We start from the raw sequence: 24,919 nt of genomic DNA, 5'->3' as shown, positions 1-24,919 counted from the left end.
GCGGGCCCGGCGACGCGGTGTCGGGATGACGCGGGTTCGCGACACCGAGCGCGCACCCGCCGGGCCCCGTGGCGGCGCACAGGAAAAATCCCTCGGCGATCCTGAATACATAACGCAGTGACGGCCGAGCTGGCGCGGGGTTTGCGAGGCGCGCCCCGTGAGTTCGATCCGCGCAAATACCGCCCTCATCCAAGCTGACGCCGCCCCGATACCGGCGGCCGTGCGGCCGCTTGCCCGGGCCCCATTGTCACGTCGGGGCATTGCGCCCCTGCATCAGAACCGTTCAAACTCGCCCGCAAGGTGTGGGCCGGCGCTTCGGGGCTGAGACCCGCACCGCCAGGGAGAAGACGATGGACCGCAGGACCTTCCTCAAGGGCTCGGCTGCGCTCGGGCTGGCCGCATCGCAGATCGCGCGCCCAGCCTTGGCGCAGGGCGCCAAGGTGCTGCGCTTCGTGCCGCAGGCGAACCTCGCCAATTTCGATCCGATCTGGGGGACCCAATACGTGGTCCGCAATGCCGGCACCCTCGTCTGGGACATGCTCTACGGCGTCGACGCGCAGCTGAAGCCGCAGCGCCAGATGGTCGAGTCCGAGGAGGTCTCGGGCGACAAGCTGACCTGGACCTTCCGGCTGCGGCCCGGCCTCAAGTGGCACGACGGCGAGCCGGTTCTCGCCAAGGACGTGGTTGCGAGCCTCACCCGCTGGATGGCTCGGGACCCGATCGGCCTGATGATCCGAGGCATCCAGGACGACCTCACGGCGACCGACGACAAGACTGTTCAGTGGCGCCTGAAGAAGCCGTTCCCGAAGCTCCTCTACGCGCTCGGCAAGACCAATGCCCCGATGGCCCTGATGATGCCGGAGCGGATCGCCAAGACCGACCCGTTCACGCAGATCACGGAGTATGTCGGCTCGGGCCCGATGAAGTTCGTCCGCAACGAGTGGGTGCCGGGCGCCCGGGCGGTGTTCGAGACCTTCACCGACTACAAGCCCCGCGACGAGCCGAATTCCTGGCTCGCCGGCGGCAAGCGCATGCTGGTCGACCGAGTCGAGTGGGTCATCATGCCGGACCCGGCCACCGCCTCGGCGGCCTTGCAGAACGGCGAGGTCGACTGGTGGGAGAACCCGATCTCCGACCTCGTCCCGCTGCTCCGCAAGAACAGCAATCTCAACGTCGATATCGCCGACCCGCTGGGCAATGTCGGGTCGTTCCGGATGAACCACCTGCATCCGCCCTTCGACAATCCGAAGATCCGCCAGGCGGTCATGACCGCGATGAGCCAGGAGGATTACATGCGGGCGATCGTCGGCGACGACGACAGCCTGTGGAAGAAGCTGCCAGGCTTCTTCACGCCGGGAACGCCCCTCTACAGCGAGGCGGGCGGCGACAATGTCGGCAAGGGCGACATCAAGCTCGGCCAGAAGCTGCTCAAGGAAGCCGGCTACAAGGGCGAGCCGGTGGTCTGCATCGTGGCGCAGGACCAGGGGATCACCAAGGCGCAGGGCGACATCACCGCCGACCTGCTGAAGCAGATGGGCTTCAACGTCGACTTCGTCGCCACCGACTGGGGCACCACCGGCACCCGCCGGGCTTCCAAGGCGCCACCGAGCCAGGGGGGCTGGAACATGTTCCACACCTGGCACGCGGGCGCCGACTGCATCAACCCGGCGGGCTATCCGGCGGTGCGGGCGAGTGGCGACAAGGCGTGGTTCGGCTGGCCCAACATCCCGCCGGTGGAGACCGCCATCGCCGAGTGGTTTGACGCCGCCGACCCGGCCGCCGAGAAGGCCGCCATCGACAAGGTCAACGCCGCCGCCTGCGAGGGCGTGGTCTACGTCCCGACCGGGTTCTTCCTCGGCTACCAGGCGTGGCGCAAGAACGTCTCGGGCATCGTGAAGGGGCCGATCCCGTTCACCTGGGGCGTGTCGAAGGCGTGATGGATTACGCTCTGACCCGCGCCTCGGCCGGAGACGGTTCGGCGCCTTGTAAGCCGGCACGATAGCGAGGACCCATGCTCGGCTATATCGGCAGGCGCATCCTCGCCACCATCCCGGTCATGGCGGTGGTCGGGCTGTTCGTCTTCAGCCTCCTCTACTTCGCCCCCGGCGACCCGGCGGCGATCATCGCGGGTGACCAGGCGACGCCCGACGACGTTGCCCGCATCCGCGCCACGCTGGGCCTCGACCGGCCGTTCCTGGTGCGGTTCTGGGAATGGTCGTGGCAGATCCTGCACGGGGATCTCGGCACCTCGATCTTCACCAACCTGCCGGTCACCACCATGATCGGCCAGCGGGTGCAGCCCACCGTCTCGCTGATGCTCGTCACCCTGGTCTTCGCCATCGTGGTGGCGGTGCCGCTCGGCGTCGTCGCCGCCTGGAAGGCCGGCAGCCTGATCGACCGCCTCGTGATGGGGCTTGCCGTGATGGGCTTCTCGGTGCCGGTCTTCGTGGTCGGCTACGTGCTGGCCTACGTGTTCGCCCTCGAACTCGGCTGGCTGCCCGTGCAGGGCTACACGCCGATCGAGCAGGGGTTCTGGCCCTGGCTGTCGAACCTGATCCTGCCGGCCGTGACGCTCGGCCTCGTCTACATCGCGCTGATCGCCCGGGTCACCCGGGCGACCATGCTCGACGTGCTGCAGCAGGATTACGTCCGCACCGCCCGGGCCAAGGGGCTGTCGCAGGGGCCGGTCCTGTTCATCCACGCACTGAAGAACGCCGCGGTGCCGATCGTCACCGTCATCGGCATCGGCATCGCCCTGCTGATCGGCGGCGCCGTCGTGACCGAAACGGTCTTCGCGATCCCCGGTCTCGGCCGTCTCACGGTCGATGCGATCCTCCGGCGCGATTACCCCGTCATCCAGGGCGTCGTGCTGCTGTTCAGCTTCGTCTACGTGCTCGTGAACCTCGCCATCGACTTGTCCTACACCTTGCTCGACCCGAGGATCCGCTATTGACCGCGACCGCCGCGCCCTACCCCGACAGCGCCCGGCCCACGGGCCTCCCGTCCGCAGAGGCGTCCCCGAAGGCGCCCCCGCCCCCGGGTCTCGCCGTCGCGGCGCCGCTGCCGGACGTCATCCCGGTGCGCAAGCGCCGGGGCCGGGTCTGGACCTACATGCGCCGCAACCCGACCATCGTGGTCGGCGGGCTGCTGCTCCTCATCGTGTTCCTGATGGCGGTGCTGGCCCCGTGGCTCGGCACCGTCGACCCGACCGCCCTGGCGCCGGCCAAGCGCACCCGGGTGCCGTCCGCGCAGTACTGGTTCGGTACCGACATGCTCGGCCGCGACGTGTACTCGCGGGTGGTCTACGGCGCCCGGGTCTCGCTGCTGGTCGGCTTCTCGGTGGCGTTCCTCGCCTCGATCGCGGGGCTCGCGGTCGGTCTCGTCTCCGGCATGGTGCGCTGGCTCGACGGGATCGTCATGCGGGTCGTCGACGGCATGATGTCGATCCCGCCGATCCTGCTCGCGGTCGCGCTCATGGCGCTCACCCGCGGCTCGGTCCAGAACGTCATCGTGGCGATCACCATCGCGGAGATCCCGCGCGTCGCCCGCCTCGTGCGCGGCGTGGTGCTGTCGCTGCGCGAGCAGCCCTACGTCGAGGCGGCGGTGACCACGGGCACGCGGATGCCGGCGATCATCTGGCGCCACATCCTGCCCAACACGCTGGCGCCCATGACCGTGCAGGCGACCTACATCTGCGCCTCCGCGATGATCACCGAGGCGATCCTGTCGTTCATCGGCGCGGGCGTGCCGCCGTCGACGCCGTCCTGGGGCAACATCATGGCCGAGGGCCGGGCGCTCTGGCAGGTGAAGTTCTACATCATCCTGTTCCCGGCCATCTTCCTCTCGATGACGGTGCTCGCCGTGAACCTCGTCGGCGACGGCCTGCGCGACGCCCTCGACCCCCGCATGGCGAAAGACGTGTGATGAGCACAGGCGTGAGCGGCACTCCCCTCCTGTCGATCGAGAACCTGCAGGTCCATTTCCGCACCCCCGACGGGGTGAACCGGGCGGTGGACGGGGTCTCCTTCGCGATCCAGTCGGGCGAGACCCTGGCGATCGTGGGCGAATCCGGCTGCGGCAAGTCGGTGACCTCGATGTCGATCCTGCGGCTCCTGCCCGAGCCGCCGGCGCGCATCGCCGGCGCGATCAAGTTCGAGGGCAGGAACCTCCTCGACCTGCCGAACAGCGCCATGCGCAGGATCCGCGGCAACGACATCAGCGTGATCTTCCAGGAGCCGATGACCAGCCTGAACCCGGTGCTGACGGTCGGCCGCCAGATCGGCGAGACCCTGCGGCTGCACCAGGGGCTCGGCCGGCGCGAGGCCGAGGAGCGGGCCGTGGAGATGCTGACGCTGGTCGGCATCCCCGAGCCCCGGCGCCGGGTGCGGGAATACCCGCACCAGCTCTCCGGCGGCATGCGCCAGCGGGTGATGATCGCCATCGCGCTCGCCTGCTCGCCGAAACTCCTGATCGCCGACGAGCCGACCACGGCGCTGGACGTGACCATCCAGGCCCAGATCCTCGACCTGATGCGCGACCTGAAGGCCCGGGTCGGGGCCGCGATCATGCTGATCACCCACGACCTCGGCGTGGTCGCCGAGGTCGCCGACCGGGTGGTGGTGATGTATGCCGGCCGCAAGGTCGAGGAGGCGCCGGTCCGCGACCTGTTCCGGTCGCCGCGCCACCCCTACACCCGCGGCCTGATGGGGGCGGTGCCGAAGCTCGGCGCCGTCGAGCACGGCGCCGACGCGCGGCTCGCCGAGATCCCCGGCATGGTGCCGAGCCTCAAAGGTCGGATCGAGGGCTGCGTCTTCGCCGGGCGCTGCCCGGACGTGACCGACCTGTGCCGCGCCTACGCGCCGGCCCTGGAGCCGAAGGCGCCGGGCCACCTCGCCGCCTGCCACTACGCGCCGAAGGACGCCCTCGCGGCATGAGCGCCACGCCCGCACCCGCCGCCCGCATCCTGCTGGAGGTCAACGACCTCAAGAAGCACTTCGCCCTCGGCGGCGGCCTGTTCGGCCAGTCCAAGCGCGTACTCAAGGCGGTGGACGGCCTGTCCTTCACGGTGGCCCGGGGCGAGACCCTCTCGCTCGTCGGCGAGTCCGGCTGCGGCAAGTCCACCGTCGCCAAGGCGCTGATGCGCCTCTACGCGCCCACCGCGGGCCAGGTGGTGCTCGACGGGAAACGCATCGACGATCTCTCGGCCGGGGCGCTCCGGCCCCTGCGGCGCCACATCCAGATGGTGTTCCAGGACCCATTCTCGTCGCTCAACCCGCGGATGCGGGTGCGGGCGATCCTGGCCGAGCCGATCCGCAATTTCGGCCTCGCCCGCAACGCCGCCGATCTGGAGAGCCGGCTGGCCAGCCTGATGGAGCGGGTCGGCCTGCCCCGCGAGGCGCTCGGGCGCTTCCCGCACGAGTTCTCGGGCGGGCAGCGCCAGCGCATCGGCATCGCCCGGGCGCTCGCCGCCGAGCCGGACCTGATCATCTGCGACGAGGCGGTCTCGGCGCTGGACGTCTCGGTGAAGGCGCAGATCGTCAACTTGCTGCGCGACCTGCAGCGCGAGCTCGACCTCGCGATGCTGTTCATCTCGCACGACCTCGCCATCGTCGAGCACATGACCCACCGGGTGGCGGTGATGTATCTCGGCAAGATCGTCGAGATCGGGCCGCGCCGCGACCTGTTCCTGGCGCCCAAGCACCCCTACACCCAGGCCCTGCTCTCGGCGGTGCCGATTCCCGAGCCCGGAGCCGGGCGCACCCGGATCGTGCTCAAGGGCGACGTGCCGAGCCCGATCAACCCGCCCTCCGGCTGCCGCTTCCACACCCGCTGCCCGCACGCCTTCGACCGCTGCCGGACCGAGGTGCCGGGGCTCGATCCCGTAGGCGCCGGCCACTTCGCCGCGTGCCATCTCAACGACGTGGCCGCTCAGGCGGCATGACGGCGCCGTCTTTGCGAGCGCAGCGAAGCAACCCAGTGCAGCGCGCGATCCCCGAGCGTGGCGGATCCCTGGGTCGCTTCGCTGCGCTCGCGATGACGGGTCGGATTCCCGCGACCAACATCCGGAGCCTCTCGTGCAGCACGACCTCATCCTGAAGGGCGCGCGGGTCATCGACCCATCGCAGAACCATGACGGGATCTGTGACGTCGCCTTCGCGGATGGCCGCGTCTCGGGCTTCGGCCGCGACCTGCCGGCCGGCCCGGGCACGCAGGTTCGGGACATGGCCGGCGCCATCGTGACCCCCGGCCTGATCGACCTGCACACCCACGTCTACTGGGGCGGCACCTCGCTGGGCATCGACGCCGACGAATTCTGCCGGACCTCGGGGGTGACCACCTCGGTCGATACCGGCAGCGCCGGCCCCGGCAATTTCGCGGGCTTCCGCAGTCACGTGATCGAGCGGTCCCAGGCGCGGATCCTCGCCTACCTGCACGTGTCCTTTGCGGGCATCTTCGGCTTCTCGAAGACAATCATGGTCGGCGAGAGCGAGGACCCGCGGCTCATGGCACCGCGTGAAGCGGTCGAGGTCGCCGACGCCAACCGGGACGTGATCGTCGGCATCAAGGTCCGGGTCGGGCGCCACGCCTCGGGCGACCAGGGCACCGCGCCGCTGGACATCGCCCTGCAGGTCGCCGAGGAGACCGGCCTGCCGCTGATGGCCCATATCGACGAGCCGCCGCCGAGCTACGAGCAGGTGCTGGCCATGCTGCGGCCCGGCGACGTGCTGACCCACGCGTTCCGGCCGTTCCCCAATTCCCCAGTGACCGCGCAGGGCGCCGTCAAGCCGGCGCTCCGCGAGGCGCGGGCGCGGGGCGTGATCTTCGACATCGGCCACGGCAAGGGCTCGTTCGCCTTCAGAACCGCGCGGGCCATGCTGGCGGGGGGCTTCCTGCCCGACACGATCTCGTCGGACGTGCACCAGCTCTGCATCGAGGGGCCGGCCTTCGACCAGGTCACCACCATGTCGAAGATGCTCTGCCTCGGCATGAGCCTCACCGACGTGATCGCCGCCTCAACGGTGAACGCCGCCGTGGCGCTGAAGCGGATGGAGTATGGGACCCTGAAGGTCGGGGCGCTCGGCGACGCCACCGTGCTGGCGGTCCGGGACGGCGCCTTCGACTACGTCGACACGCGCGGCGAGCACATGACGGGCGCCCAGCGGATCACCGCCGAAGGCGTGGTGCTGCGCGGGGCGTGGTGGTACCCGGCCTGAACCCGCCGGGACCGGTTCACCAGGACTCCGGTCCTATCGCATACAAAATATCGAGCTTTACAGCCTCTTCGACTGACCGATACACTTTCCCGTGAGGGCTGGACCATCTCCGGCGCTCAGCGAAACGCGGCCCAAGCCGCGGCGCCAGGGAGGATGGATGGACACGGGTCAGCCTCTGCTGGAGGTCGACGGCGTCACGCTCCGCTACAAGACGCCCGAGCACCTCGTCACGGCCACCTATCGGGTGAGCTTCCGAGTCTGGCCCGGGGACCGCTTCGTCCTGCTCGGGCCGTCCGGCTGCGGGAAGTCGACCCTGCTCAAGGCGGTGGGCGGCTACATGGCGCCGACCGAGGGCGAGATCCGCCTGAAGGGGCGCCCGGTCACCGAACCCGGCCCCGACCGGATGATGGTGTTCCAGGAATTCGACCAGCTCCTGCCGTGGAAGACCGTCCGGCAGAACGTGGTCTTCGCCCTCGAGGCCTCGGGCCGGCTCAAGGGCCGCGAGGCCCTGGAGCGGGCGAACCTCTACATCGACAAGGTCAACCTGACGAAATTCGCCGACAGCTATCCCCACACCCTGTCGGGCGGCATGAAGCAGCGCGTCGCCATCGCCCGCGGCATGGCGATGGAGCCCGACATCCTGCTGATGGACGAGCCCTTCGCGGCGCTGGACGCGCTCACCCGGCGGCGCATGCAGGACGAGTTGTTGATGCTGTGGGAGGGCACGCGCTTCACCGTGCTGTTCGTCACCCACTCGATCCCCGAGGCGATCAAGGTCGGCTCGCGCATCCTCCTGCTCTCGCCCCATCCGGGCGAGGTCAAGGCAGAACTCAACAGTGCTGCATCGCCGGAGGCCGCGCTGCAACTCGAGGGCCGGATCCAGCACATGCTGTTCTCGGAAGAGATCCAGGAGGCGGAGAATGTCTAGCGCGCAAGCCCTGACTGACACCCCGCTGTCCGGCACCGCGCTGCGCCTGTCGCATGGGCAGGTCAGCCGCCCCGAGATCGTGCGCGAGACCGGCCATGCCCACGGCGCCGCCGTGGTGGAGAAGCCGCTGTCGATCCCTGAGCGGCTCTACAACCAGGCTTGGCTGCGCAAGATCGTGATCCTCGTCCTCCTGGCCGGAATCTGGGAGGCTTACGGGCGCTACCTCGACAACGACCTCCTGTTCCCGACTTTCTCGGCGACGGTGGAGGCCTTCTTCCGGGGCATCGCCGACGGCACGCTGCCGGCCCGGGCCTGGAGTTCGCTGAAGGTGCTGCTCATGGGCTACGCCGCCGGCGTCGCCCTGGCGACCGTGCTCACCGGCGTCGCCATCGCGTCGCGGATCGGGACCGACCTGCTCGAGACGCTGACGTCGATGTTCAACCCGCTGCCGGCGATCGCGCTGCTGCCCCTGGCGCTGATCTGGTTCGGCCTGGGGAACGGCAGCCTGATCTTCGTCCTCGTCCACTCGGTGACCTGGGCGATCGCGCTGAACACCCATTCGGGCTTCCTGTCGGTGAGCCGGACGCTGAAGATGGTCGGGCGCAATTATGGGCTGTCGGGACCGCGGCTGATCGGCAAGATCCTGATCCCGGCGGCCTTTCCCGCGATCCTCACCGGCCTGAAGGTCGGCTGGGCGTTCGCGTGGCGCACCCTGATCGCCGCCGAGCTGGTCTTCGGCGTGTCGTCCGGGGCGGGAGGACTCGGCTGGTTCATCTTCGAGAACAAGAACATGCTCGACATCCCGAACGTGTTCGCCGGGCTGCTCACCGTCATCCTGATCGGTCTCGTGGTCGAGAACGTGATCTTCCAGACGGTCGAGCGGCGCACCGTCCAGCGCTGGGGCATGCAGGCCTGAGGGTCGGTAGGCGGGCTGCGCACCCACCAGCCCTCGTCCACGCCGGAGCGGCGCAATCCGCCGGCCCTTGGTGCGCGGGCCGGACCGCCGCAACCCGACGCGAGTGAAGACGTTTCTTCTCATCTATCGCTCGAATAGAGAATCAATTTCTCTTTCGTTCGGATGCGGCAACCGTTTTCTTCCTATAGGCTCCGTCGCCGACCTTCGGAGCCCAATCCTGTGAGCCTTGAAGCCTCTTCCAAGACGGCCCCGACGCCGCTGCGCCGCGAGCGGGGCGGCCGATCGGATACGGCCGCCTCGGTCCTGCCCGGAATCGGCCTGTGCGCGGTGATCACCGCCGTCGCGATGGCCGCGCAGGCGTTGGAGGAGCGGGTCGCCGGCCACCCCTATATCGAGGCCCTGGTCCTGGCGATCCTGATCGGCATCGCGGTGCGGACCGCCTGGACACCCCCGGCGCGGTTCCGCACCGGCGTCGCCTTCTCGGCCAAGCAGCTCCTCGAAGTCGCCGTCGTGCTGCTCGGCGCCTCCCTCAGCCTCGGGGCGATCCTCGCCTCCGGCCCGGCGCTGCTGGCCGGCATCGTCGGGACTGTGGTGCTCGGCATCGCCGCCAGCGTGGCGATCTGCCGGGCGCTCGGGCTTCCGGCCCGGATGGCGATTCTGGTGGCCTGCGGCAACGCGATCTGCGGCAACTCGGCGATCGCGGCGGTGGCGCCGGTGATCGGCGCGGAGGCGAAGGACATTGCCGCCGCCATCGCGTTCACCGCCGTCCTCGGCGTGCTGATGGTGCTCGGGCTGCCGCTGTTCGTGCCCTTCGCCGGGTTGAGCGACAACCAGTACGGGGTTCTGGCGGGGCTCACCGTCTACGCGGTGCCGCAGGTGCTGGCCGCGACCGTGCCGGTGAGCCTGCTGTCGACCCAGGTCGGCACCCTGGTCAAGCTGGTGCGCGTGCTGATGCTCGGCCCCGTCGTGGTGGTGTTCTCGCTGATCGCCCCGCGGCTTCCGCAGGCGGCGGGAGCGCCGACGGCCCCCGCCCGTCCGGGGCTCACCAAGCTCGTGCCCTGGTTCATTCTCGGCTTCCTGGCGCTGGCCACCCTGCGCTCCCTGGGCCTCGTCCCGGATCAGGCGGTGAAGCCGCTGACCCAGCTCGCCGGCGTGCTCACGGTCCTATCCATGGCCGCCCTCGGCCTCGGGGTCGATGTCCGGGTTCTCGCCCGGGTCGGCGGCCGGGTCACCCTGGCGGTCACCGCCTCCCTCGCGGTCCTGATCGCCCTCAGCCTCACGCTGATCCGCGCCCTCGGGATCGGGTGACGCCGCGCGGTATTTCCCGCCGCGCTTTCTTTCGAGCCCTGTAACCGACATCGAATTGGCACCTTTGTGCAGGTGACCGGAGCCTTTCGCGACGGCGATCGGGCCCTTCCGCACCGAAAAGCGCTTTGGATGATCGACCAGCTGTCAAGACCGTCTTGACACATACGCGGTTTTTGCTTTGGAACCGCAGGCATCGTTGTCGAAAGCTTTATGTGGACTCACGCTGTGCCCGAAAAGAATCCCGAGAACGGCCTCAGGTTGGTCACGCTGGTTGGCGAGATCGTCGCCGCCTATGTCTCGAACAATTCCGTTCCGCCGACAGCGCTGCCCGAGCTGATGGCGAGCGTGCACGGAGCCCTGGCCACCCTCGATGGGCAGCCGGTGGCTGCCGCCGAGCCGGCCGTGGAGCGGCCGACACCGGCCCAGATCCGCAAATCGGTCCAGGAGGACGGGATCGTCAGCTTCATCGACGGCCGAACCTACAAGACCCTGAAGCGCCACCTCACCGCCCACGGGCTCACGCCGGATCGGTACCGCGAGCGCTACGGCCTGCCAGACGATTACCCGATGACCGCGCCGGGCTACGCCGCGCAGCGCTCCGCCCTCGCGAAGGCGATCGGCCTCGGCGTGCCCGGAGGACGCGTCGATCAGCGCAGGACGGGCACCGGCGGCTGATCGGCCGCGCGGCGCAGGGCCGATCGCGGCACGGTCTCGCCCTTGCGAGACTGGAACGGCAACACCTGCGCGGAGCCCGGTGCCGACCGGCCGCGTTCAGTGCGGCCCGGACGGCCGAACGTGTCGGCCCAGCTCAGCTTGATCACACGGGTCTCCGGAGACGCGGATGCAGGTTCCTCCGCGGGCTCTCCTGCATGTTTCGGTGCTTTGTGGTTGGCGGCACCGATCCAGCGCACGATCCGGTGTTCGCGCCCGCGGCGGAGCGCCGGCGGCAAGTCTGTCTCGCTGCGCTTGCGGTTCGGCCGGATGTCGTCGGTCTTGTCTGAGATCGACACGCTCGATAACCCTGTCCCGTTCGAGGCGCGAGCAGGGACGGATAGCGGGTGCAGCCGTGGATCCGCCGGGGTGCTCCACCCTCGACAACGGCGCTATCCTACTGAACTTGCAGGATCCCGACAGGGCGGTCCCGTCCAAAAAACTTGTCTCTGCGTCCCAGATTGGCCCGTTCAGGGCCGGTGCGGCTCAGGATGCGCGAGCACCCGGCACGGCTGCCAGCAGGCTGCGGGTGTAGGCGTGCTGCGGCGCGGCGAACAGGTCCGCGGTGCCCCGCATCTCCACGATGGCGCCACGGTGCATCACGGCGATCCGGTCGCAGATCGTGGCGGCCACCCGCAGGTCGTGGGTGATGAACAGCATGGCCAGCGACAGGCGCTGCTTCAGATCCTCCAGAAGGTCGAGCACCTGCCGCTGGACCGAGACGTCGAGCGCCGAGACCGCCTCGTCGGCGACCAATACGTCCGGCTCCATGGCGAGCGCCCGGGCGATGCCGATGCGCTGGCGCTGGCCGCCTGAGAAGGCGTTCGGGTAGCGGGCGGCGGCCTTGGGATCGAGGCCGACGAGGTCGAGAAGGCTCCGGGCCCGTTCCCGCGCCTCGGCGGCCGGAACCCCGTGGGCGATCGGGCCCGCCGTGATGATCTGCTCCACGGTGCGCCGCGGGTTCAGCGACGCGAACGGGTCCTGGAAGATCATCTGGATGCGGCTGCGCTTGTCGCGCAGCTCGGCCTTCCCGAGGGCCGTGTAGTCGAGGTCGCCCAGCCGGACCGTGCCGCCGTCGGGCTCGATCAGGCGGATCGCGAGCCGGGCCGTGGTCGACTTGCCCGAGCCGGATTCGCCCACGATCCCCAGGGTCTCGCCGCGGCGGACGTCGAACGAGACCTCCTTGACCGCCGCCACGACCCGCGGCTTGCCGAACAGGCCTGAGCGTCCGGAATAGGTCTTGGACAGCCCGGTCACCGAGAGGGCGACCGGGGCCGTCTCCACGGGCGGACGCGGCGGCGGCGTGAGACTCGGGACGGCGGCGAGCAGCGCCTTCGTGTAGGGCGCCTGCGGGTTCCGCAGCACCGCTTCGGCCGTGCCGGATTCCACCAGCCGCCCGCGCTGGAGCACCGCCACGTGGTCGGCGATCTCCGCCACCACGCCGAAATCGTGGGTGATGAACAGGACGCTCATCCCGCGCTTCTGCTGCAGGTCGCGGATCAGCCGGAGGATCTGGGCCTGGGTGGTGACGTCGAGCGCCGTGGTCGGCTCGTCGGCGACCAGCACCGAGGGCTCCAGCGCCAGCGCCATGGCGATCATCGCCCGCTGCCGCTGGCCACCGGAGAGCTGGTGCGGGTAGGCCCGCACCGCCTCATCGGGGTTCGGCAGGCCGACCTCGGTAGCGAGCGCGACCGCCCGGGCCCAGCGCTCGCTGCGGGTGAGCAGGTTGTGCGCCTCGAACATCTCGGCGATCTGGTCGCCGATCCGCATCACCGGGTTCAGCGCCGTCATCGGCTCCTGGAACACCATGGCGATGCGCCGGCCCCGCAGCGACCGCCACGCGGGCTCGTCGAGGGTCAGGAGGTCGCGCCCTTCGAACAGGATCGTGCCGGCCGTCGGTTTCAGGGCCCGGGGCAGGAGGCCGGTCAGCGCGTAGGCGCTCATCGACTTGCCCGAGCCCGACTCCCCGACCACGCACAGGATCTTCCCGGCCTCGAGGTCGAGGTTCAGGCCCTCGACCGCGTGCGGGCGGTCGGCGCCCTTGGGGAGCGCGATCGTCAGATCGCGGATGCGGACGACCGGCTCGCTCATGGTGTCAGGCCCTCGCGTTGCGGCGGCGGAGGATGTCGGGTCCGTCTCGGCCCAGATCCCAGAACAGGCCCGCCATGATCGCCATCCCCTCGCGGGTGCCGGAGGCGAGCATGTGCTCGTCGGGTCCGTGCTGGCGGCAGGCCGGGTAGGAATGCGGCACCCAGAGGGTGGGCAGGCCCAAGATCTCCGAGAAGGCGTCGTTCGGCAGCGAGCCGCCGAGATTGGGCAGCAGCGCCGGCTTCTTGCCGGAGCTCGCCTCGATCGACTGGAGCGCCCACTCGACCCAGGGATCCTCCACGGGGAGACGTGTCGCCTGGAACACCTCCGCGGCGCGGGCCGGCCGGACCTCGATCATCGGGAAGCCGTGCGCGTCGAGATGGGCGCGCACGTTCTGGATGAGGTTCTGCCAGTCGGTGCCGACCACGAAGCGCAGCTGCAGGGTCGCCTTGGCGTGGGGCGGCACGGCGTTGAGCGGCCCGTCCGGATCGCCGGTCTTGAAGGCCAGCACCTCCAGCGTGTTCCAGGCGAAGACCCGCTCGGCCGGACTCAGGCCCGGCTCGCCCCAGTCGGCATCGATCTTGGGCGCGGTCGGGTCCTCGCCGACGCGGATGTCGGCGAGCGCCGTGCGCACGCCCTCGGGAATCGGCGGCGGCCGTAAGGCGTCCACCAGGATGCTGCCGCGGGCATCGACCATCGAGGCGATGGCCGAGGCCAGCACCGTGCCGGGGTTGCGCAGCAGGCCGCCCCAGTTGCCGGAATGGTGCGGGCCCTCCCGAAGGTTCAGGCTCAGCTCGAAATTGTAGGCGCCGCGGGAGCCCAGGAAGAGGGTCGGGCGCTCGCCGTTGAGGCGCGGCCCGTCCGAGGCGATCAGCACGTCGGAGCGCAGGGCCTCCGCCTGCTCCCGGCAGAACGGCCGCAGGCCCGGGGAGCCCGATTCCTCGCCCATCTCGATCAGGAGCTTCACGTTGAAGCCGAGACGACCGTCGCGGGCCGCGATCACCTGCTCCAGGGCGGCGAGGTTGAGAACGTGCTGGCCCTTGTTGTCGGCGGTGCCGCGCCCGTACCAGCGGTCGCCCTCGACCACGATTTCCCAGGGCCCGAGCCCTTCCCGCCACTGCTCGGGGTAGCCCCGCACCGTGTCGCCGTGGCCGTAGATCAGCACGGTCGGCAGATCCGCGCCCTCGTGCCGCTCGGCGATCAGGAAGGGACCGTGCACCCCGTCGGGGTTCGAGAAGATCTTCGGGGTCTCGAAGTCGAGGCGGGCGACGAGCGGCGCGATGAAGGCGTCGAGATAGGCGCGGAGCGCCGCCTCCTGGCCGGGGGCTTGGCTCTCGGTGGGCATCGCCACCGCCTCCCGCAGGAGCGCGAGGAACGCGCCCGAATCGAAGGCCTCCGTGGCGCGCGCGATGGCGGCGTCTCGCGTCATGGTGTGTTTCCCGTGAAACATTTCGTTAACGTACCGGCTGCGCCCCGGCCTGACGGAGGCGTCAGTTGCGCGCCTCGGGGGCGGTGATGTCGCGCAGGCCGTCGCCCAGGAGGTTGATCGCCAGCACGAGCAGGAGGAGCGCCACGCCCGGGATGGTGATCACCCAGGGCTGGAAGAACATGTACTGCTTGCCCTCGGCGATCATCAGGCCCCAGGAGGGCAGGGGCGGCTGCACGCCGAGGCCGAGGAACGACAGGGCGGCCTCCAGCAGGATCGCGTGGGCCATCTCCAGGGTCGCCACGACGATCAGCGCGTTCATGATGTTGGGCAGGATCTCCTGGCGGATGATCCGCAGGTCCGTGAGCCCCGCGGCGCGGGCGGCCGAGACGAAATCCTGGTTGCGGATCTGCTGGGTCGCGGCCCGGGTGACCACGGCGAAGCGGTCCCAGAGCAGGAAGCCCAGCACCAGCACCACCACCTTGAGCGAGCCGCCGACCAGGGCCGCCATGGCGAGCGCCACCAGCACCACCGGCATGGCGAGCCGCGTGGTCACGATATAGCTCACCACCGAATCGACCCAGCCGCCGAAATAGCCGGCGCAGAGCCCCAGCACCGTGCCGATGAGCCCGGAGATCAGCGCCGCCGAGATCCCGATCAGCAGCGAGATCTGGCCGCCGTAGAGGAGGCGGCTCAGGTAGTCGCGGCCGAGCTTGTCGGTGCCGAGCACGTGCTCCCAGGTGCCCTTGGCCTGCCAGACCGGCGGGATCAGGCGGCGGGACACGTCCTGCGCGTAGGGGTCGTGCGGCGCGATGAGCGGGGCGGCGAGCGCCGCCAGCACGATCAGCCCGAGAATCCCGGCCCCGATCAGGAAGCCAGTGTGGCGCAGGCCACGCCGCAGGATCAGGCGGGTGGGAGAGGGGACCGCCACCGGCGCGTCGGGGGGCAGGGCCGCGGCGGCGAGCGCCGCCGTGTCGGGTGGGAGGCTCATGGGCGGCAGCTCCTCACGATTGGCGCAGGCGCGGATCGAGGAAGGCGTTCAAGAGGTCGGCCGCCAGCGTCAGCCCGATGTAGATCATGGCCAGCACCAGCACGATCGCCTGGACGACGGGGAAGTCGTTGCGGGCGATGGATTCCCAGGCGAGCTGCCCCAGGCCCTGGAGCGAGAACACCGCCTCGATCACGATCGAGCCGCCGAGCATGAAGCCGAACTGCACCGCCGAGAGGGCGATCACCGGGATCACGGCGTTGCGCAGCGCGTGCCGCACCAGGACTTTTCGGGGCGGCAGCCCTTTGGCGCGGGCGGTGCGGACGTAGTCGGAGGCCAGCACCTCCAGCATGCCGTTGCGGGTGAGCCGCATCACCGCCGGCATCGCGTAGTAGCCGAGGGCAATCGCCGGCAGGACGAAGTTCTTCCAGCTGGCGTTGCCCGAGACCGGCAGCCAGCGGAGGTTGACGGAGAAGATCAGGATCAGCGTCAGGCCGAACCAGAAGCTCGGCATCGCCTGGCCGAGCACCGAGACGGCCAGCGCCGTCCGGTCGATCCACGTATCCCGCTTCACGGCGGCGACGACGCCCAGTGGGATCGCCACGAACAGGGCCACGGCCAGCGCGATGATGCCGAGATAGAGGGTGATCGGCAGGCGGGCGGCGAGCAGGTCGATCACGCTCTCGCGAAAGTAGAAAGAATTGCCGAAGTCGAGGTGCAGAGCCCGCCAGCCCCAGGTGAGGAACTGGGTCAGCAGCGGCTGGTCCAGGCCGTAATCCTGGCGGATCTGCGCGATCTGCGGCCCGGTGGCCTCGGGCCCGGCGATCGCGGTCGCGAGGTCGCCCGAGAGGTGAAGGAGCAGGAAGCTCGCCACCGAGACCGTGAAGGCCACCGCCAGGGCGACCAGGATGCGCCGGAACGTGAAGGCCAGCATGGCTCAGGCTCCTGCCGTTTCCCGTCGATCGTGCCGGATCGGGACGGAGCGTCCTCTCCTCCCCCGGCGATCCCGGGCTTGCCCGGGATCGCTCAAGCTTGTGGGGAGGAGCCGGAGGTGGGGGTGGTTCAGGATCGAGCGCTGCGGTGCCGTCTGCACCACCCCCACCCCTGACCCCGCACCACAAGGGGGAGGGGAAAAGCGTTGAGCCTTCACCGACATCGTCACTTCCACGACGCCGTGTAGAAGCGCGCCACCTCGTCGGGCTGGGCGGTGAAGTTCAGGTCGGACGTGAAGGCGTAGTTCGTCGAGTAGGAGAACATCGGCAGCGCATAGGCTTCGCCGGAGATCCGCTGGAGCGCCTTGGCGTAGGCGGCCTTGCGCGTTTCCGGATCGGTGGAGCCGTCGCCCTTCTGAAGATCGGCGATCACCTGCGGATCCTTGGTCAGATCCTCCTCGCCGCCGCGGAAATACACCCCGTCGAAGGCCGAGACGTCCAGGACCGAGAACGACCCCCAGGTCTGGTAGCCGATCGAGACCTTGCCGGCCCGCAGCGAGTCGCGGAAGGCCGCATAGCGCAGGTAGTTGAGCCGCGCCTTGATGCCGACGGCACCGAGATAGCCGATCACCGCCTCGGCGTAGTCCCGCTCGCGATAGGCGCCGAGGTCGATCTCGAAGCCATTCGGATAGCCGGCTTCCTTCAGCAGCGCCTTGGCCTTGGCCGGGTCGTAGGGGTAGCGCATCACGCCCTGGTCGGTGCAGCCGAACTGGTCGACGAAGCAGAGGGCGTTCATCACCCGCGAGGCGCCGCGCACGAGGTTGTCGACCATCGCCTTGCGGTCGATGGCGTAGCTGATCGCCTGCCGGACGCGGACGTCCTTGAGGGGCGAGTTCTCCTTCGCCCGGCCGAGCGTGTCGAATTGCAGGAAGCCGACCCGCATCGTCTCGGAGTTGAGCACGGTGACGTTGGGCGCGGCGCGCAGCTGCTCGGCCTGATCGCTCGGCACCCGCCAGATCCAGTCGACGCCGCCGGTCATCAGCTCGGCCATTCGGCTCTCGCCGTCCGGGATGACGCGGAACTGCAGCTTGCCGATCTTCGGCTTACCCAGAGGGCTGCCCGACCAGTACTTGTCGAAGCGCTCCATGCTGACGCCGCGGCCGCTGTCGACCTTGGTGATCCGGTAGGGGCCACTGCCGATCGGCGCCTTGGCGAAGCCGTCGAGCCCCACCTTCTTGAAATAGGCCGCCGGGAAGATCGGCGTCGGGCCGGCGAGATATTCGAGCGCCGCCGGGAACGGCGCCTTGAGGTGGATGCGGACCGTATGTGGGCCGGTCACCTCCACCGACTTCATCCAGTCGACGTTCTGGCGGGTGACCGTGCGCGCCTCGGGCGTCAGCACGTAGTTGAACGTGAAGGCCACGTCCTCCGGCCCGAGCGGGTCGCCGTTGTGGAAGGTCACGCCCTCGCGGATCGTGAGATCCAGGGTCGTGTCGTCCGCCCAGGTCCAGGCGGTCGCCAGCATCGGCTTGTAGGAGCCGTCCTTGGAGTCGCGATACAGCAGCGTGTCCCAGCAGTTCCGGGCCAGGATCACGCCCTCGCGGGCGCTGTTGTGATACGGGCTGACGTTCTCGGGCTCGCTATCGGAGGCGTAGACCAGGGTGTCGTCGGCCTTGCCGGCGAGCGCCGGGTGCGCAGCGACCAGGGTCGCGAGCGAGGCGGCCAAGGTGGCGGCCCGGGTGAGACTCCGTAGCGGCATGCAGGCTCCGACGGCGCGGCGAACAGGTCCGGCGGATGGTTCCGCGGCTGCCGCCTTTTTCACCGTGCCATGATGTTGTGCATCTGGGATCGCAACAAGTAGAATTTAGCGAGTGCTGCCTTGCCGATTCGGCAATGTGCAGGGCACCATAATAGGAAGAATGCAGAATAATGCAGACGACGGGCTTGCGCTACTTCCTGGCGGTGGCGCGGACCGGCTCGATCGCGGCAGCCTCGTCCCAGCTCAACGTGGCGGCTTCGGCGATCAGCCGACAGATCGCCAACCTCGAAGCCGAACTCGACTGCGTTCTGTTCGAGCGGCGTCCCCGGGGGATGGTGCCGAGCCCGGCCGGGGAACTCCTCGCGCAGCACGCCCATCAGGTGCTGATCCGCTCCGAGCAGGTGGTCACGGAGATCCGGGAGCTGGAAGGGCTCGCCCGGGGCCTGATCCGGGTGGCGAGTTCCGAGGGATTCTCTCTCGATATCGTGCCGAACGCCATCGCGGCCTTCCACGCGGCCCATCCCGGCATCCGCTTCGAGGTGACGGTGCTGCCGCCCGCTCAGGTGACCCAGACGGTGTCGGTGGGAGAGGTCGATCTCGGGATCACCTTCGCACTGACCCCCTCGCCGCAGGTGGAAGTGCTCTATGACGGGCAGGTCGACATGCTGGCGCTCGCCGCCCCCGACCACCCCCTCGCGCCGGCGCCGGCCCTGCGCCTGGTCGATCTCCTCGACTATCCCGTCGCCCTGCCGACCCGGGACACGACGCTCCGGCAGGTCTTCGACGCCGCCTGCGCGCATGAGGGCATCACGGTCGAGCCGGTGCTGACCGCCAACAAGCTCTCGGCGCTGCTGCCCTTCGTGCGGCGCTCGCGCGGGCTCGCGCTGATGTCGGCGCTGTCGGTCCGGACGCCTCTGCGCCTCAACGAGCTGGTCAGCTTGCCGATCCAGTCCCGGGCGAGCCTCGCCCGCGGCATCCAGGTCCAGGCCATGCGCGACCGGCGGCTCCCGAAGGCGGTGCGGGCGTTCCTGCGCCAGCTCCTCGATGCATTGCCGCCGCCGGTGACGTCCTGACCATGCCCGGGGCGACGTCCGCTGCGCCGATCGTGCGAACGGACGGGAGCCGGTGGATTCCTCATGGCCGGGGGCGCACTTCGAAGGCCGGGAACGCCTCGGCGGTCGCCGCGCCTCCCGGCAGCGCGCCCGGCTGACTGCTCAGGCGCCGCCCCGGGCCGCCGCGACGGAGCAGCTGTGGTCCATCACGTCCTCGGCGCTGGCGCTGGGCGCCCGGTAGGCCAGCAGGATGTAGCCCGGCTCGGGATCGCCCGGGGGCGTCGCGAGCGCCGCGAAGCTCGTCCGGTGCAGGTCGGGCCGGGCCCCCGGCAGGGTGTGCAGGGCCGCGAACGGATTGAACTGCGCGGCCTCGGCCTCCGGCACCCGCAGCGCGTAGAAGCGGTCGCCGGCCAGCGGCACCGGGAAGCGCGTCCAGGTGCGGCCCACGTGGCGACCATGCGCCCGGACGGCCTTGAGCACGCTCGGCTTCAGGCAGTCGAGATGGATGTGGAGCTGGTCCTGGCTGCGGCCCCGGGCCGAATTGACCGCCAGCCCGACCTCCGCTGGCGTGAGCTTCCCCTTCAGCACGTCGGACACGAATGGCCGCGCCGCCAGAGCCGCCCGCCAATAGGCGGCCCCCCGCGGTCCCCGCAGGACCGGCGCCTCCAGGCCCGCCACGGTGTCGGTGGGCATGACGACGCTGTGGGTCGGCTCGCCGGGCGCGCGCAGGACTGCCGAGCCCGGACGGTCCCCGTCCCCGAGATCGACCGAGAGACACGGGAAGGTCCGGTTGGCGAGCCGCTTGGCGAGCACGCAGGTCTTCAGGGCGGCCCACAGGACGTCGCGGCTGGGATCCGGCGCGGCGGAAGCCGGGCTCGCGACCGTGACCGCGGCGAGGAGGGCGGCGAGCAACGCGCGGCGCATGGGGGGCTCCCGATAGGGCCGGCGCTGCGCGTCCGGCATGGCCGTTTCGCGATAGCCGATCCGGGGCCGTGCGGCCAAAGGATCCGCGAGCGCTGACGCCGCACCGGAAACCCGCTATGCCGGCCGCCCGAGAGTCGGAGCCCCGCGATGTCCGCCACGCCGACCCGTGCGCTCACCCCGGACATTGCCGCCCGCTTCGCCGCACTCGCCCTCGGCCATGTCGGCCGCGAATATCCGAACAAGCCGGGGCACGTCCTGGCCGGGCCGGAGGATGCGCGCACCCCCGCGGCCCTGCACCCGGCCTTCCACGGCAGCTATGACTGGCATTCCTGCGTCCACGGCACATGGTTGCTGGCGCGCGTGCTGCGGCTGTTTCCGGACGGGCCGCAGGCGCCGGCGATCCGCGCCCGGTTCGACGCGCAGCTGACCCCCGCGACGGTGGCGGGCGAATGCGCCTACTTCGCCGCCCCCACCGCCCGGGGCTTCGAGCGGCCCTATGGCTGGGGCTGGCTCCTGAAGCTCGCCGACGAACTTTCCGCGCTCCCCGAGCGCCGCTGGTCCGAGGCCCTGGCGCCGCTGGCCGGAACCATCGTCCGGCGATTCGCGGAGTTCCTGCCGGTGGCTCCCTATCCGGTGCGGGTCGGGACCCATTTCAACACCGCCTTCGCGCTGCGCCTGGCGGCCGACTACGCGGAGGGCGCACGGGAGGCCGAACTGACGGCCCTGCTGAACGACACGGCCGAGCGCTGGTACGGGGCAGATGCAGATTGCCCGGCCTGGGGCGAGCCCGGCGGCGACGACTTCCTGTCCTCCGCTTTGATCGAGGCCGAATGCATGCGCCGGCTGCTGCCGCCCGCGCGCTTCATGCCCTGGTTCGACCGGTTCCTGCCCGATCTCGCGGCGTCCCGGCCCGCGACCCTGTTCCGCCCGGCCGTCGTGACCGACCGCTCGGATGGGAAGATCGCGCATCTCGACGGGCTGAATCTCACGCGCGCCTGGTGTTTCCGCGCGCTGGCCGCGGCCCTCGGCCCGGACGACCTCCGCCGGCCGCTACTCTGGGCGGCCGCGGAGGACCACCTTGCGGCGGGGCTTCCGCACATCACGGGCGACTATATGGGCGAGCACTGGCTCGCGACCTTCGCGCTTCTGGCCCTCGAGGCCGGGTCAGACGGGGATCGCCGCGGCGGCAGGGAAGATTCTCTGAGAGATTCGTGAGAATTTTCCGTCGCAGGTCGTGTCGACAGCCGCGGGCCGAAAACAAAAAAAGGACCGCCCTCAGGAGAACGGCCCGGAAGTCTAGGGAGGAAACGCCCACGAGGGGCTGCAAGACAGCGACGTCACCGCTGTCCTGCCGTCCCTCAACCCGACAGGGGCGGTCTTGTTCCTGAATCCGGTGTGCCGCGCCCCAAGGCCAATCCGCCCGCGACCGGGGTGAGGCTGACGGCGCGCCGCGGCTCGCCGGGGCCGAACTCGGCGCGGTAGGTCCGCTCCAGGGTCATGAGCCCGCGCAGGGGCGCTTCAGCGAGGTCGAGAAGCCGCGCGTCGCGCCAGCGCAGCCTGCGGCCGAGGCGGCGGCGGAACCAGCGCCCGCGCTCCTCTTCGACGAGCAGAATCAGCTTGCCGGTCCAGGTCCGGCGGAACCAGAAACGTCCGGTCAGCGGCATGACGGTCGATGCCTCGCGTGTCGATGGGGATAGACTACATCCGGATTCGGACAGCGGGAACATTTCCGTCTATGGTGCGGGTGAATTCACGCGGAGACTGTTAAGCGGGAGGAAAGTCGGTCTTTCCCGGTCGCGGCAGCGGCGTGGCCGGCTGGCCGCGCCGCTTCGCTGTCTCGTAGAGGACCTGGGCGAGCTGCTCGGCCGAGTAGGGCTTGCGCACCAGGGCGAAGCCGTGGGCGTCATCCTTGGCCAGGACGTGGCTGTAGCCAGAGGTCAGCACCACGGGCAGATCGGGACGGTTGGTCTGAAGCTGCCGGGCGAGGGCGAAGCCGCCCATCCCCGGCATGACCACGTCGGAGAAGACCACGTCGAACCGGTCCGGCGCCTGGTCGAGTTCGGTCAGCGCCTCCTCGGCGGATTTCGCCCAGACCGGCGCATGGCCCAGATCCTCCAGGATCTGGGTGCAGAACCGTCCGACCCCGAGATTGTCCTCCACGACGAGGATGCACAGGCCCCGCCGCGCTTCCGCCGTCCGGCGGGGACCGCGATCCGCCTCGGCCGCCTCGGCGGGCGCCTCGACCTGCGGCAGGTAGAGCGAGAAGGTCGTGCCGTGGCCCCGCGCGCTCGCCACGTCGATGTCGCCGCCTGATTGCTTGGCGAAGCCGATGACCTGGCTGAGGCCGAGGCCGGTGCCCTTGCCGATCTCCTTGGTGGTGAAGAACGGCTCGAAGATCCGCCCCAGATCCGCGTCCGGGATGCCGGCGCCGGTATCGGAGACCCGCACGGCGACGAACGGCCCCGGGGCGCCGGCATGCCCGCGGATCGGCGGCATGGGGCGGTCGCCCTCCAGGCGCAGAATCAGGCTGCCTTCCCCGTCCATGGCGTCCCGGGCATTGACCGCCATGTTGATCAGCGCGGTCTCGAACTGGCTCTCGTCGGCGCGCACGTAGCGGGGCGTCTCCGGCAGGTCGATGACCACGCGGATGCGCGCGCCGGTGACCGAGTCGAGCATGTCGGCGATGCTGCGCAGGCGCGCGCCGATGTCGAAGATTTGGGGCTTCAACGCCTGGCGCCGGGCGAAGGCGAGGAGCTGGCCGGTAAGCTTGGCTGCCCGGTCGACGGTGTCGGAGACGGCGTCGAGGTAGCGGCGCCGGCGCTCCTCGGCGAGGTCCGGCCGGCGCAGGAACTCCATGGAGGACCGGATGATGGTCAGGAGATTGTTGAAGTCGTGCGCCACTCCACCGGTGAGCTGGCCGATGGCTTCGAGCTTCTGCGACTGGCGCAGGGCCTCCTCGGCCTCGCGCTGCTCGGTGATGTCGCGCCCGAAGCCGTAGAACAACCCGTCCTCCGGCACGACCGTCCAGAGCACCCGGCGCCGGTCGCCGGCGCGGGTCAGGCAGGAGAGTTCGATATCCTCGACCCGACTGCCCGCGCAAAGCGGGCGTAGCGCCGCCAGCGCCGCCTCGCGCTCGGGCGTTGCGAGGAAGTCCAGGGCCGGCCGCCCGATCGTCTCGGTCTCCGACCAGCCGAGCGCCCGGCTCCACGAGGGGTTCACCGACTGGACCTGCCCGTCCCGGTCCGAGACGAGCTTCAGCACCGGAGACAGCGTCCAGACCCGGTCGCGGTCGCGGGTCTGGGCGGCGACCTGCGCCTCCAGGTGCTCCGCCCGGGACTGGAGCAGAACCTCGATCCGCTTCCGCTCGGAGACGTCGTGGGCGAAAACGTAGAACCCGTCGATGCGGCCGTCCGGACCGCGGCGCGGGAGGTAGCGGGTGTCGGCGATCCGGGCCTGCCCGTTCGGGAAGGTCCAGGCCCATTCCTCGCGGACCTCCTGACCGGCGAGCGCCCGCTCGATGCCGGAGCGTCGGGCCTCGAACGGGCCGGGGCCGAGGAGGTCCCGGACGGTCCGCCCGACGACGGCGTCGGGTGTCTGGCCCGTCCAGGCCTCGTAGGCGGCGTTCGCGAACTGGTAGGTCAGATTGCGGTCGATGAAGGCGATCAGGACCGGCATCGCGTCCGCGACCAGCCGGAGTTCCGCCTCCCGGGCCCGGAGCACACGCTCGCTCCGGCGGCGCTCGGTGATGTCGTTGTACAGGATCGCGACGCGGTTCCGCCCCGGCCCGTCGACCCGGTAGGCGTGCACGTCATACCAGCGGCCGAGGGGCTCGGCGGATTGCTCGACCCGGACCGGCTCGCCGGTCAGGGCAACACGGCCGTAGAGGTCGAGCCAGCGCTGCTCGTGGTCGGGGGCGAGCTCCCGCATCCAGCGGCCCACCACGTCGGTCAGGCCGGTCTGCCGCTCGAAGGCGGGATTGGCCTCCAGGAAGCGGTAATCGACCGCCTGGCCGCCTTCGAACTTCAGCTCGACCAAGCAGAAGCCGGCATCGATGAAGGTGAACAGCGAGCGGTAGCGTTCCTCGTTCCGGCGCAGGGCCGCCTCGGCGTTCCGGGATTCCAGCTGCGTCATCACCGTCCGGGCGAGCGCCTTCAGGATGAAGATCTGCTGGTCGGTCAGCGTGCGCGGGACGCGGTCGAGGACGCAGAGCGTTCCGATGGCCCAGCCGTCCGGCGTCACCAGGGGCACGCCGGCGTAGAAGCGCAGATGCGGCGCGCCGGTGACGAGCGGGTTGGCGGCGGTCTCCGGCTCCGCGGCCAGATCGGGCAGCACGAGGACGCCGTCCGCGCGCATGGCCTCGGTACAGAAGCCGAAATCGAGGGGCATCGATCGCGGCGTGTGGCCGAAGGCGGCCTTGATCCACTGCCGGTCGGCATCGATGAAATTGATGTGAGCCATCGGCGTGCCGCAGGCCTGGGCGGCCATCTCGGCGATCTCGTCGAACTCGCGCTCGGGCGGCGTGTCGAGGATGGCGTAGGCGCGCAAAGCGGCGAGCCGCTGGGCATGCTGGGGCTCGAAACCCGACAGGCGGGGCATTGTCTCGTTCCGCGACACGGAACCGTCATAGCCTACGCTCCCGCTTCCCCCTAGTGAAACTCTGCATCACCGTTCCG

Annotated in this window: 21 protein-coding genes; 12 read left to right on the top strand and 9 right to left on the bottom strand. The window is 70.0% G+C overall.

The window, feature by feature from the left end:
- Window positions 1-350: 350 nt before the first annotated feature.
- The 10 genes from BLT59_RS16705 (at window position 351) to BLT59_RS16660 (ending at window position 11,041) form a co-directional block, all read left to right on the top strand.
- Window positions 351-1,937 carry an ABC transporter substrate-binding protein gene (locus tag BLT59_RS16705; protein WP_091782467.1) on the top strand — a complete coding sequence of 529 codons (1,587 nt, stop codon included), beginning with the start codon at window positions 351-353 and terminating at the stop codon, window positions 1,935-1,937.
- 74 nt (window positions 1,938-2,011) lie between these two features.
- On the top strand, window positions 2,012-2,953 hold the full coding sequence (locus BLT59_RS16700; RefSeq protein ID WP_091782462.1) for an ABC transporter permease: 942 nt from the start codon (window positions 2,012-2,014) through the stop codon (window positions 2,951-2,953).
- 107 nt (window positions 2,954-3,060) lie between these two features.
- The gene (locus BLT59_RS16695; protein ID WP_173009395.1) at window positions 3,061-3,924 is read left to right on the top strand and encodes an ABC transporter permease; all 864 of its coding nucleotides are present in this window, start codon (window positions 3,061-3,063) and stop codon (window positions 3,922-3,924) included.
- Window positions 3,924-4,934, top strand: coding sequence for an ABC transporter ATP-binding protein (locus BLT59_RS16690; protein ID WP_091782450.1), 1,011 nt, complete (start codon window positions 3,924-3,926; stop codon window positions 4,932-4,934). The genes BLT59_RS16695 and BLT59_RS16690 overlap by 1 nt, the downstream gene beginning before the upstream one ends.
- Window positions 4,931-5,941, top strand: a complete 1,011-nt coding sequence (locus BLT59_RS16685; RefSeq protein WP_091782445.1) for an ABC transporter ATP-binding protein — start codon at window positions 4,931-4,933, stop codon at window positions 5,939-5,941. The genes BLT59_RS16690 and BLT59_RS16685 overlap by 4 nt, the downstream gene beginning before the upstream one ends.
- Window positions 5,942-6,074: 133 nt before the next feature.
- A complete protein-coding gene (locus BLT59_RS16680) occupies window positions 6,075-7,214 on the top strand; it encodes an amidohydrolase/deacetylase family metallohydrolase (RefSeq protein ID WP_091782438.1) in 1,140 nt (379 codons plus the stop codon).
- Between the two features lie 157 nt (window positions 7,215-7,371).
- Window positions 7,372-8,142 carry an ABC transporter ATP-binding protein gene (locus tag BLT59_RS16675; protein WP_091782430.1) on the top strand — a complete coding sequence of 257 codons (771 nt, stop codon included), beginning with the start codon at window positions 7,372-7,374 and terminating at the stop codon, window positions 8,140-8,142.
- Window positions 8,135-9,058 carry an ABC transporter permease gene (locus tag BLT59_RS16670; RefSeq protein ID WP_091782427.1) on the top strand — a complete coding sequence of 308 codons (924 nt, stop codon included), beginning with the start codon at window positions 8,135-8,137 and terminating at the stop codon, window positions 9,056-9,058. Before BLT59_RS16675 ends, BLT59_RS16670 begins: the two co-directional genes overlap by 8 nt.
- A 258-nt stretch (window positions 9,059-9,316) precedes the next feature.
- Window positions 9,317-10,366 carry a YeiH family protein gene (locus tag BLT59_RS16665; RefSeq protein WP_244514031.1) on the top strand — a complete coding sequence of 350 codons (1,050 nt, stop codon included), beginning with the start codon at window positions 9,317-9,319 and terminating at the stop codon, window positions 10,364-10,366.
- Window positions 10,367-10,576: 210 nt separating this feature from the next.
- Window positions 10,577-11,041 (top strand): Ros/MucR family transcriptional regulator, encoded by a 465-nt coding sequence (locus BLT59_RS16660; protein WP_210185978.1) that lies wholly within the window; start codon window positions 10,577-10,579, stop codon window positions 11,039-11,041.
- Here BLT59_RS16660 and BLT59_RS31865 read toward each other — a convergent pair.
- The 6 genes from BLT59_RS31865 to BLT59_RS16630 form a co-directional block, all read right to left on the bottom strand.
- A complete protein-coding gene (locus BLT59_RS31865; RefSeq protein ID WP_244514026.1) occupies window positions 11,014-11,187 on the bottom strand; it encodes a hypothetical protein in 174 nt (57 codons plus the stop codon). The genes BLT59_RS16660 and BLT59_RS31865 overlap by 28 nt on opposite strands.
- Before the next feature lie 376 nt (window positions 11,188-11,563).
- Window positions 11,564-13,168, bottom strand: coding sequence for an ABC transporter ATP-binding protein (locus BLT59_RS16650; RefSeq protein ID WP_091782417.1), 1,605 nt, complete (start codon window positions 13,166-13,168; stop codon window positions 11,564-11,566).
- Between the two features lie 4 nt (window positions 13,169-13,172).
- Complete coding sequence (locus BLT59_RS16645; protein ID WP_091782415.1) at window positions 13,173-14,594, bottom strand: M20 family metallopeptidase; 1,422 nt, start codon at window positions 14,592-14,594, stop codon at window positions 13,173-13,175.
- Between the two features lie 61 nt (window positions 14,595-14,655).
- On the bottom strand, window positions 14,656-15,582 hold the full coding sequence (locus tag BLT59_RS16640; RefSeq protein ID WP_091782413.1) for an ABC transporter permease: 927 nt from the start codon (window positions 15,580-15,582) through the stop codon (window positions 14,656-14,658).
- A 13-nt stretch (window positions 15,583-15,595) separates the two neighbouring features.
- Entirely contained in the window at window positions 15,596-16,513 is a 918-nt protein-coding gene (locus BLT59_RS16635) for an ABC transporter permease (protein ID WP_091782411.1), read from the bottom strand.
- A 224-nt stretch (window positions 16,514-16,737) separates the two neighbouring features.
- Complete coding sequence (locus BLT59_RS16630; RefSeq protein ID WP_091782409.1) at window positions 16,738-18,270, bottom strand: ABC transporter substrate-binding protein; 1,533 nt, start codon at window positions 18,268-18,270, stop codon at window positions 16,738-16,740.
- A gap of 170 nt (window positions 18,271-18,440) precedes the next feature.
- Here BLT59_RS16630 and BLT59_RS16625 point away from each other — a divergent pair, with 170 nt between their 5' ends.
- Complete coding sequence (locus tag BLT59_RS16625; RefSeq protein WP_091782407.1) at window positions 18,441-19,343, top strand: LysR family transcriptional regulator; 903 nt, start codon at window positions 18,441-18,443, stop codon at window positions 19,341-19,343.
- A gap of 141 nt (window positions 19,344-19,484) precedes the next feature.
- Here BLT59_RS16625 and BLT59_RS16620 read toward each other — a convergent pair whose 3' ends face one another.
- The gene (locus BLT59_RS16620; RefSeq protein ID WP_091782785.1) at window positions 19,485-20,246 is read right to left on the bottom strand and encodes a CDP-diacylglycerol diphosphatase; all 762 of its coding nucleotides are present in this window, start codon (window positions 20,244-20,246) and stop codon (window positions 19,485-19,487) included.
- A gap of 147 nt (window positions 20,247-20,393) precedes the next feature.
- Here BLT59_RS16620 and BLT59_RS16615 point away from each other — a divergent pair, with 147 nt between their 5' ends.
- Window positions 20,394-21,461: a DUF2891 domain-containing protein gene (locus BLT59_RS16615; protein WP_091782405.1), complete on the top strand. Its 1,068-nt coding sequence runs from the start codon at window positions 20,394-20,396 to the stop codon at window positions 21,459-21,461.
- A gap of 143 nt (window positions 21,462-21,604) precedes the next feature.
- Here the strand turns inward: BLT59_RS16615 and BLT59_RS16610 are convergent, their stop codons facing one another.
- Window positions 21,605-21,910: a hypothetical protein gene (locus BLT59_RS16610; protein ID WP_091782403.1), complete on the bottom strand. Its 306-nt coding sequence runs from the start codon at window positions 21,908-21,910 to the stop codon at window positions 21,605-21,607.
- 100 nt (window positions 21,911-22,010) lie between these two features.
- Window positions 22,011-24,842, bottom strand: a complete 2,832-nt coding sequence (locus BLT59_RS16605) for a PAS domain-containing protein (RefSeq protein WP_091782402.1) — start codon at window positions 24,840-24,842, stop codon at window positions 22,011-22,013.
- Between the last annotated feature and the right edge of the window lie 77 nt (window positions 24,843-24,919).

It is taken from the genome of Methylobacterium sp. UNC378MF (genome assembly GCF_900103195.1).
GTDB lineage: Bacteria > Pseudomonadota > Alphaproteobacteria > Rhizobiales > Beijerinckiaceae > Methylobacterium.
This window is presented reverse-complemented; position numbering and strand designations above follow the sequence as displayed.

What these genes read in the sequence shown, in the direction of transcription:
- BLT59_RS16705 (WP_091782467.1), top strand. Translation starts at nt 351, where the DNA reads ATGGACCGCAGGACCTTCCTCAAGGGCTCGGCTGCGCTCGGGCTGGCC.
- BLT59_RS16700 (WP_091782462.1), top strand. Translation starts at nt 2,012, where the DNA reads ATGCTCGGCTATATCGGCAGGCGCATCCTCGCCACCATCCCGGTCATG.
- BLT59_RS16690 (WP_091782450.1), top strand. Translation starts at nt 3,924, where the DNA reads ATGAGCACAGGCGTGAGCGGCACTCCCCTCCTGTCGATCGAGAACCTG.
- BLT59_RS16685 (WP_091782445.1), top strand. Translation starts at nt 4,931, where the DNA reads ATGAGCGCCACGCCCGCACCCGCCGCCCGCATCCTGCTGGAGGTCAAC.
- BLT59_RS16675 (WP_091782430.1), top strand. Translation starts at nt 7,372, where the DNA reads ATGGACACGGGTCAGCCTCTGCTGGAGGTCGACGGCGTCACGCTCCGC.
- BLT59_RS16670 (WP_091782427.1), top strand. Translation starts at nt 8,135, where the DNA reads ATGTCTAGCGCGCAAGCCCTGACTGACACCCCGCTGTCCGGCACCGCG.
- BLT59_RS16660 (WP_210185978.1), top strand. Translation starts at nt 10,577, where the DNA reads ATGTGGACTCACGCTGTGCCCGAAAAGAATCCCGAGAACGGCCTCAGG.
- BLT59_RS16650 (WP_091782417.1), bottom strand. Translation starts at nt 13,168, where the DNA reads ATGAGCGAGCCGGTCGTCCGCATCCGCGATCTGACGATCGCGCTCCCC.
- BLT59_RS16645 (WP_091782415.1), bottom strand. Translation starts at nt 14,594, where the DNA reads ATGACGCGAGACGCCGCCATCGCGCGCGCCACGGAGGCCTTCGATTCG.
- BLT59_RS16640 (WP_091782413.1), bottom strand. Translation starts at nt 15,582, where the DNA reads ATGAGCCTCCCACCCGACACGGCGGCGCTCGCCGCCGCGGCCCTGCCC.
- BLT59_RS16635 (WP_091782411.1), bottom strand. Translation starts at nt 16,513, where the DNA reads ATGCTGGCCTTCACGTTCCGGCGCATCCTGGTCGCCCTGGCGGTGGCC.
- BLT59_RS16630 (WP_091782409.1), bottom strand. Translation starts at nt 18,270, where the DNA reads ATGCCGCTACGGAGTCTCACCCGGGCCGCCACCTTGGCCGCCTCGCTC.
- BLT59_RS16625 (WP_091782407.1), top strand. Translation starts at nt 18,441, where the DNA reads ATGCAGACGACGGGCTTGCGCTACTTCCTGGCGGTGGCGCGGACCGGC.
- BLT59_RS16620 (WP_091782785.1), bottom strand. Translation starts at nt 20,246, where the DNA reads ATGCGCCGCGCGTTGCTCGCCGCCCTCCTCGCCGCGGTCACGGTCGCG.
- BLT59_RS16615 (WP_091782405.1), top strand. Translation starts at nt 20,394, where the DNA reads ATGTCCGCCACGCCGACCCGTGCGCTCACCCCGGACATTGCCGCCCGC.
- BLT59_RS16610 (WP_091782403.1), bottom strand. Translation starts at nt 21,910, where the DNA reads ATGCCGCTGACCGGACGTTTCTGGTTCCGCCGGACCTGGACCGGCAAG.
- BLT59_RS16605 (WP_091782402.1), bottom strand. Translation starts at nt 24,842, where the DNA reads ATGCCCCGCCTGTCGGGTTTCGAGCCCCAGCATGCCCAGCGGCTCGCC.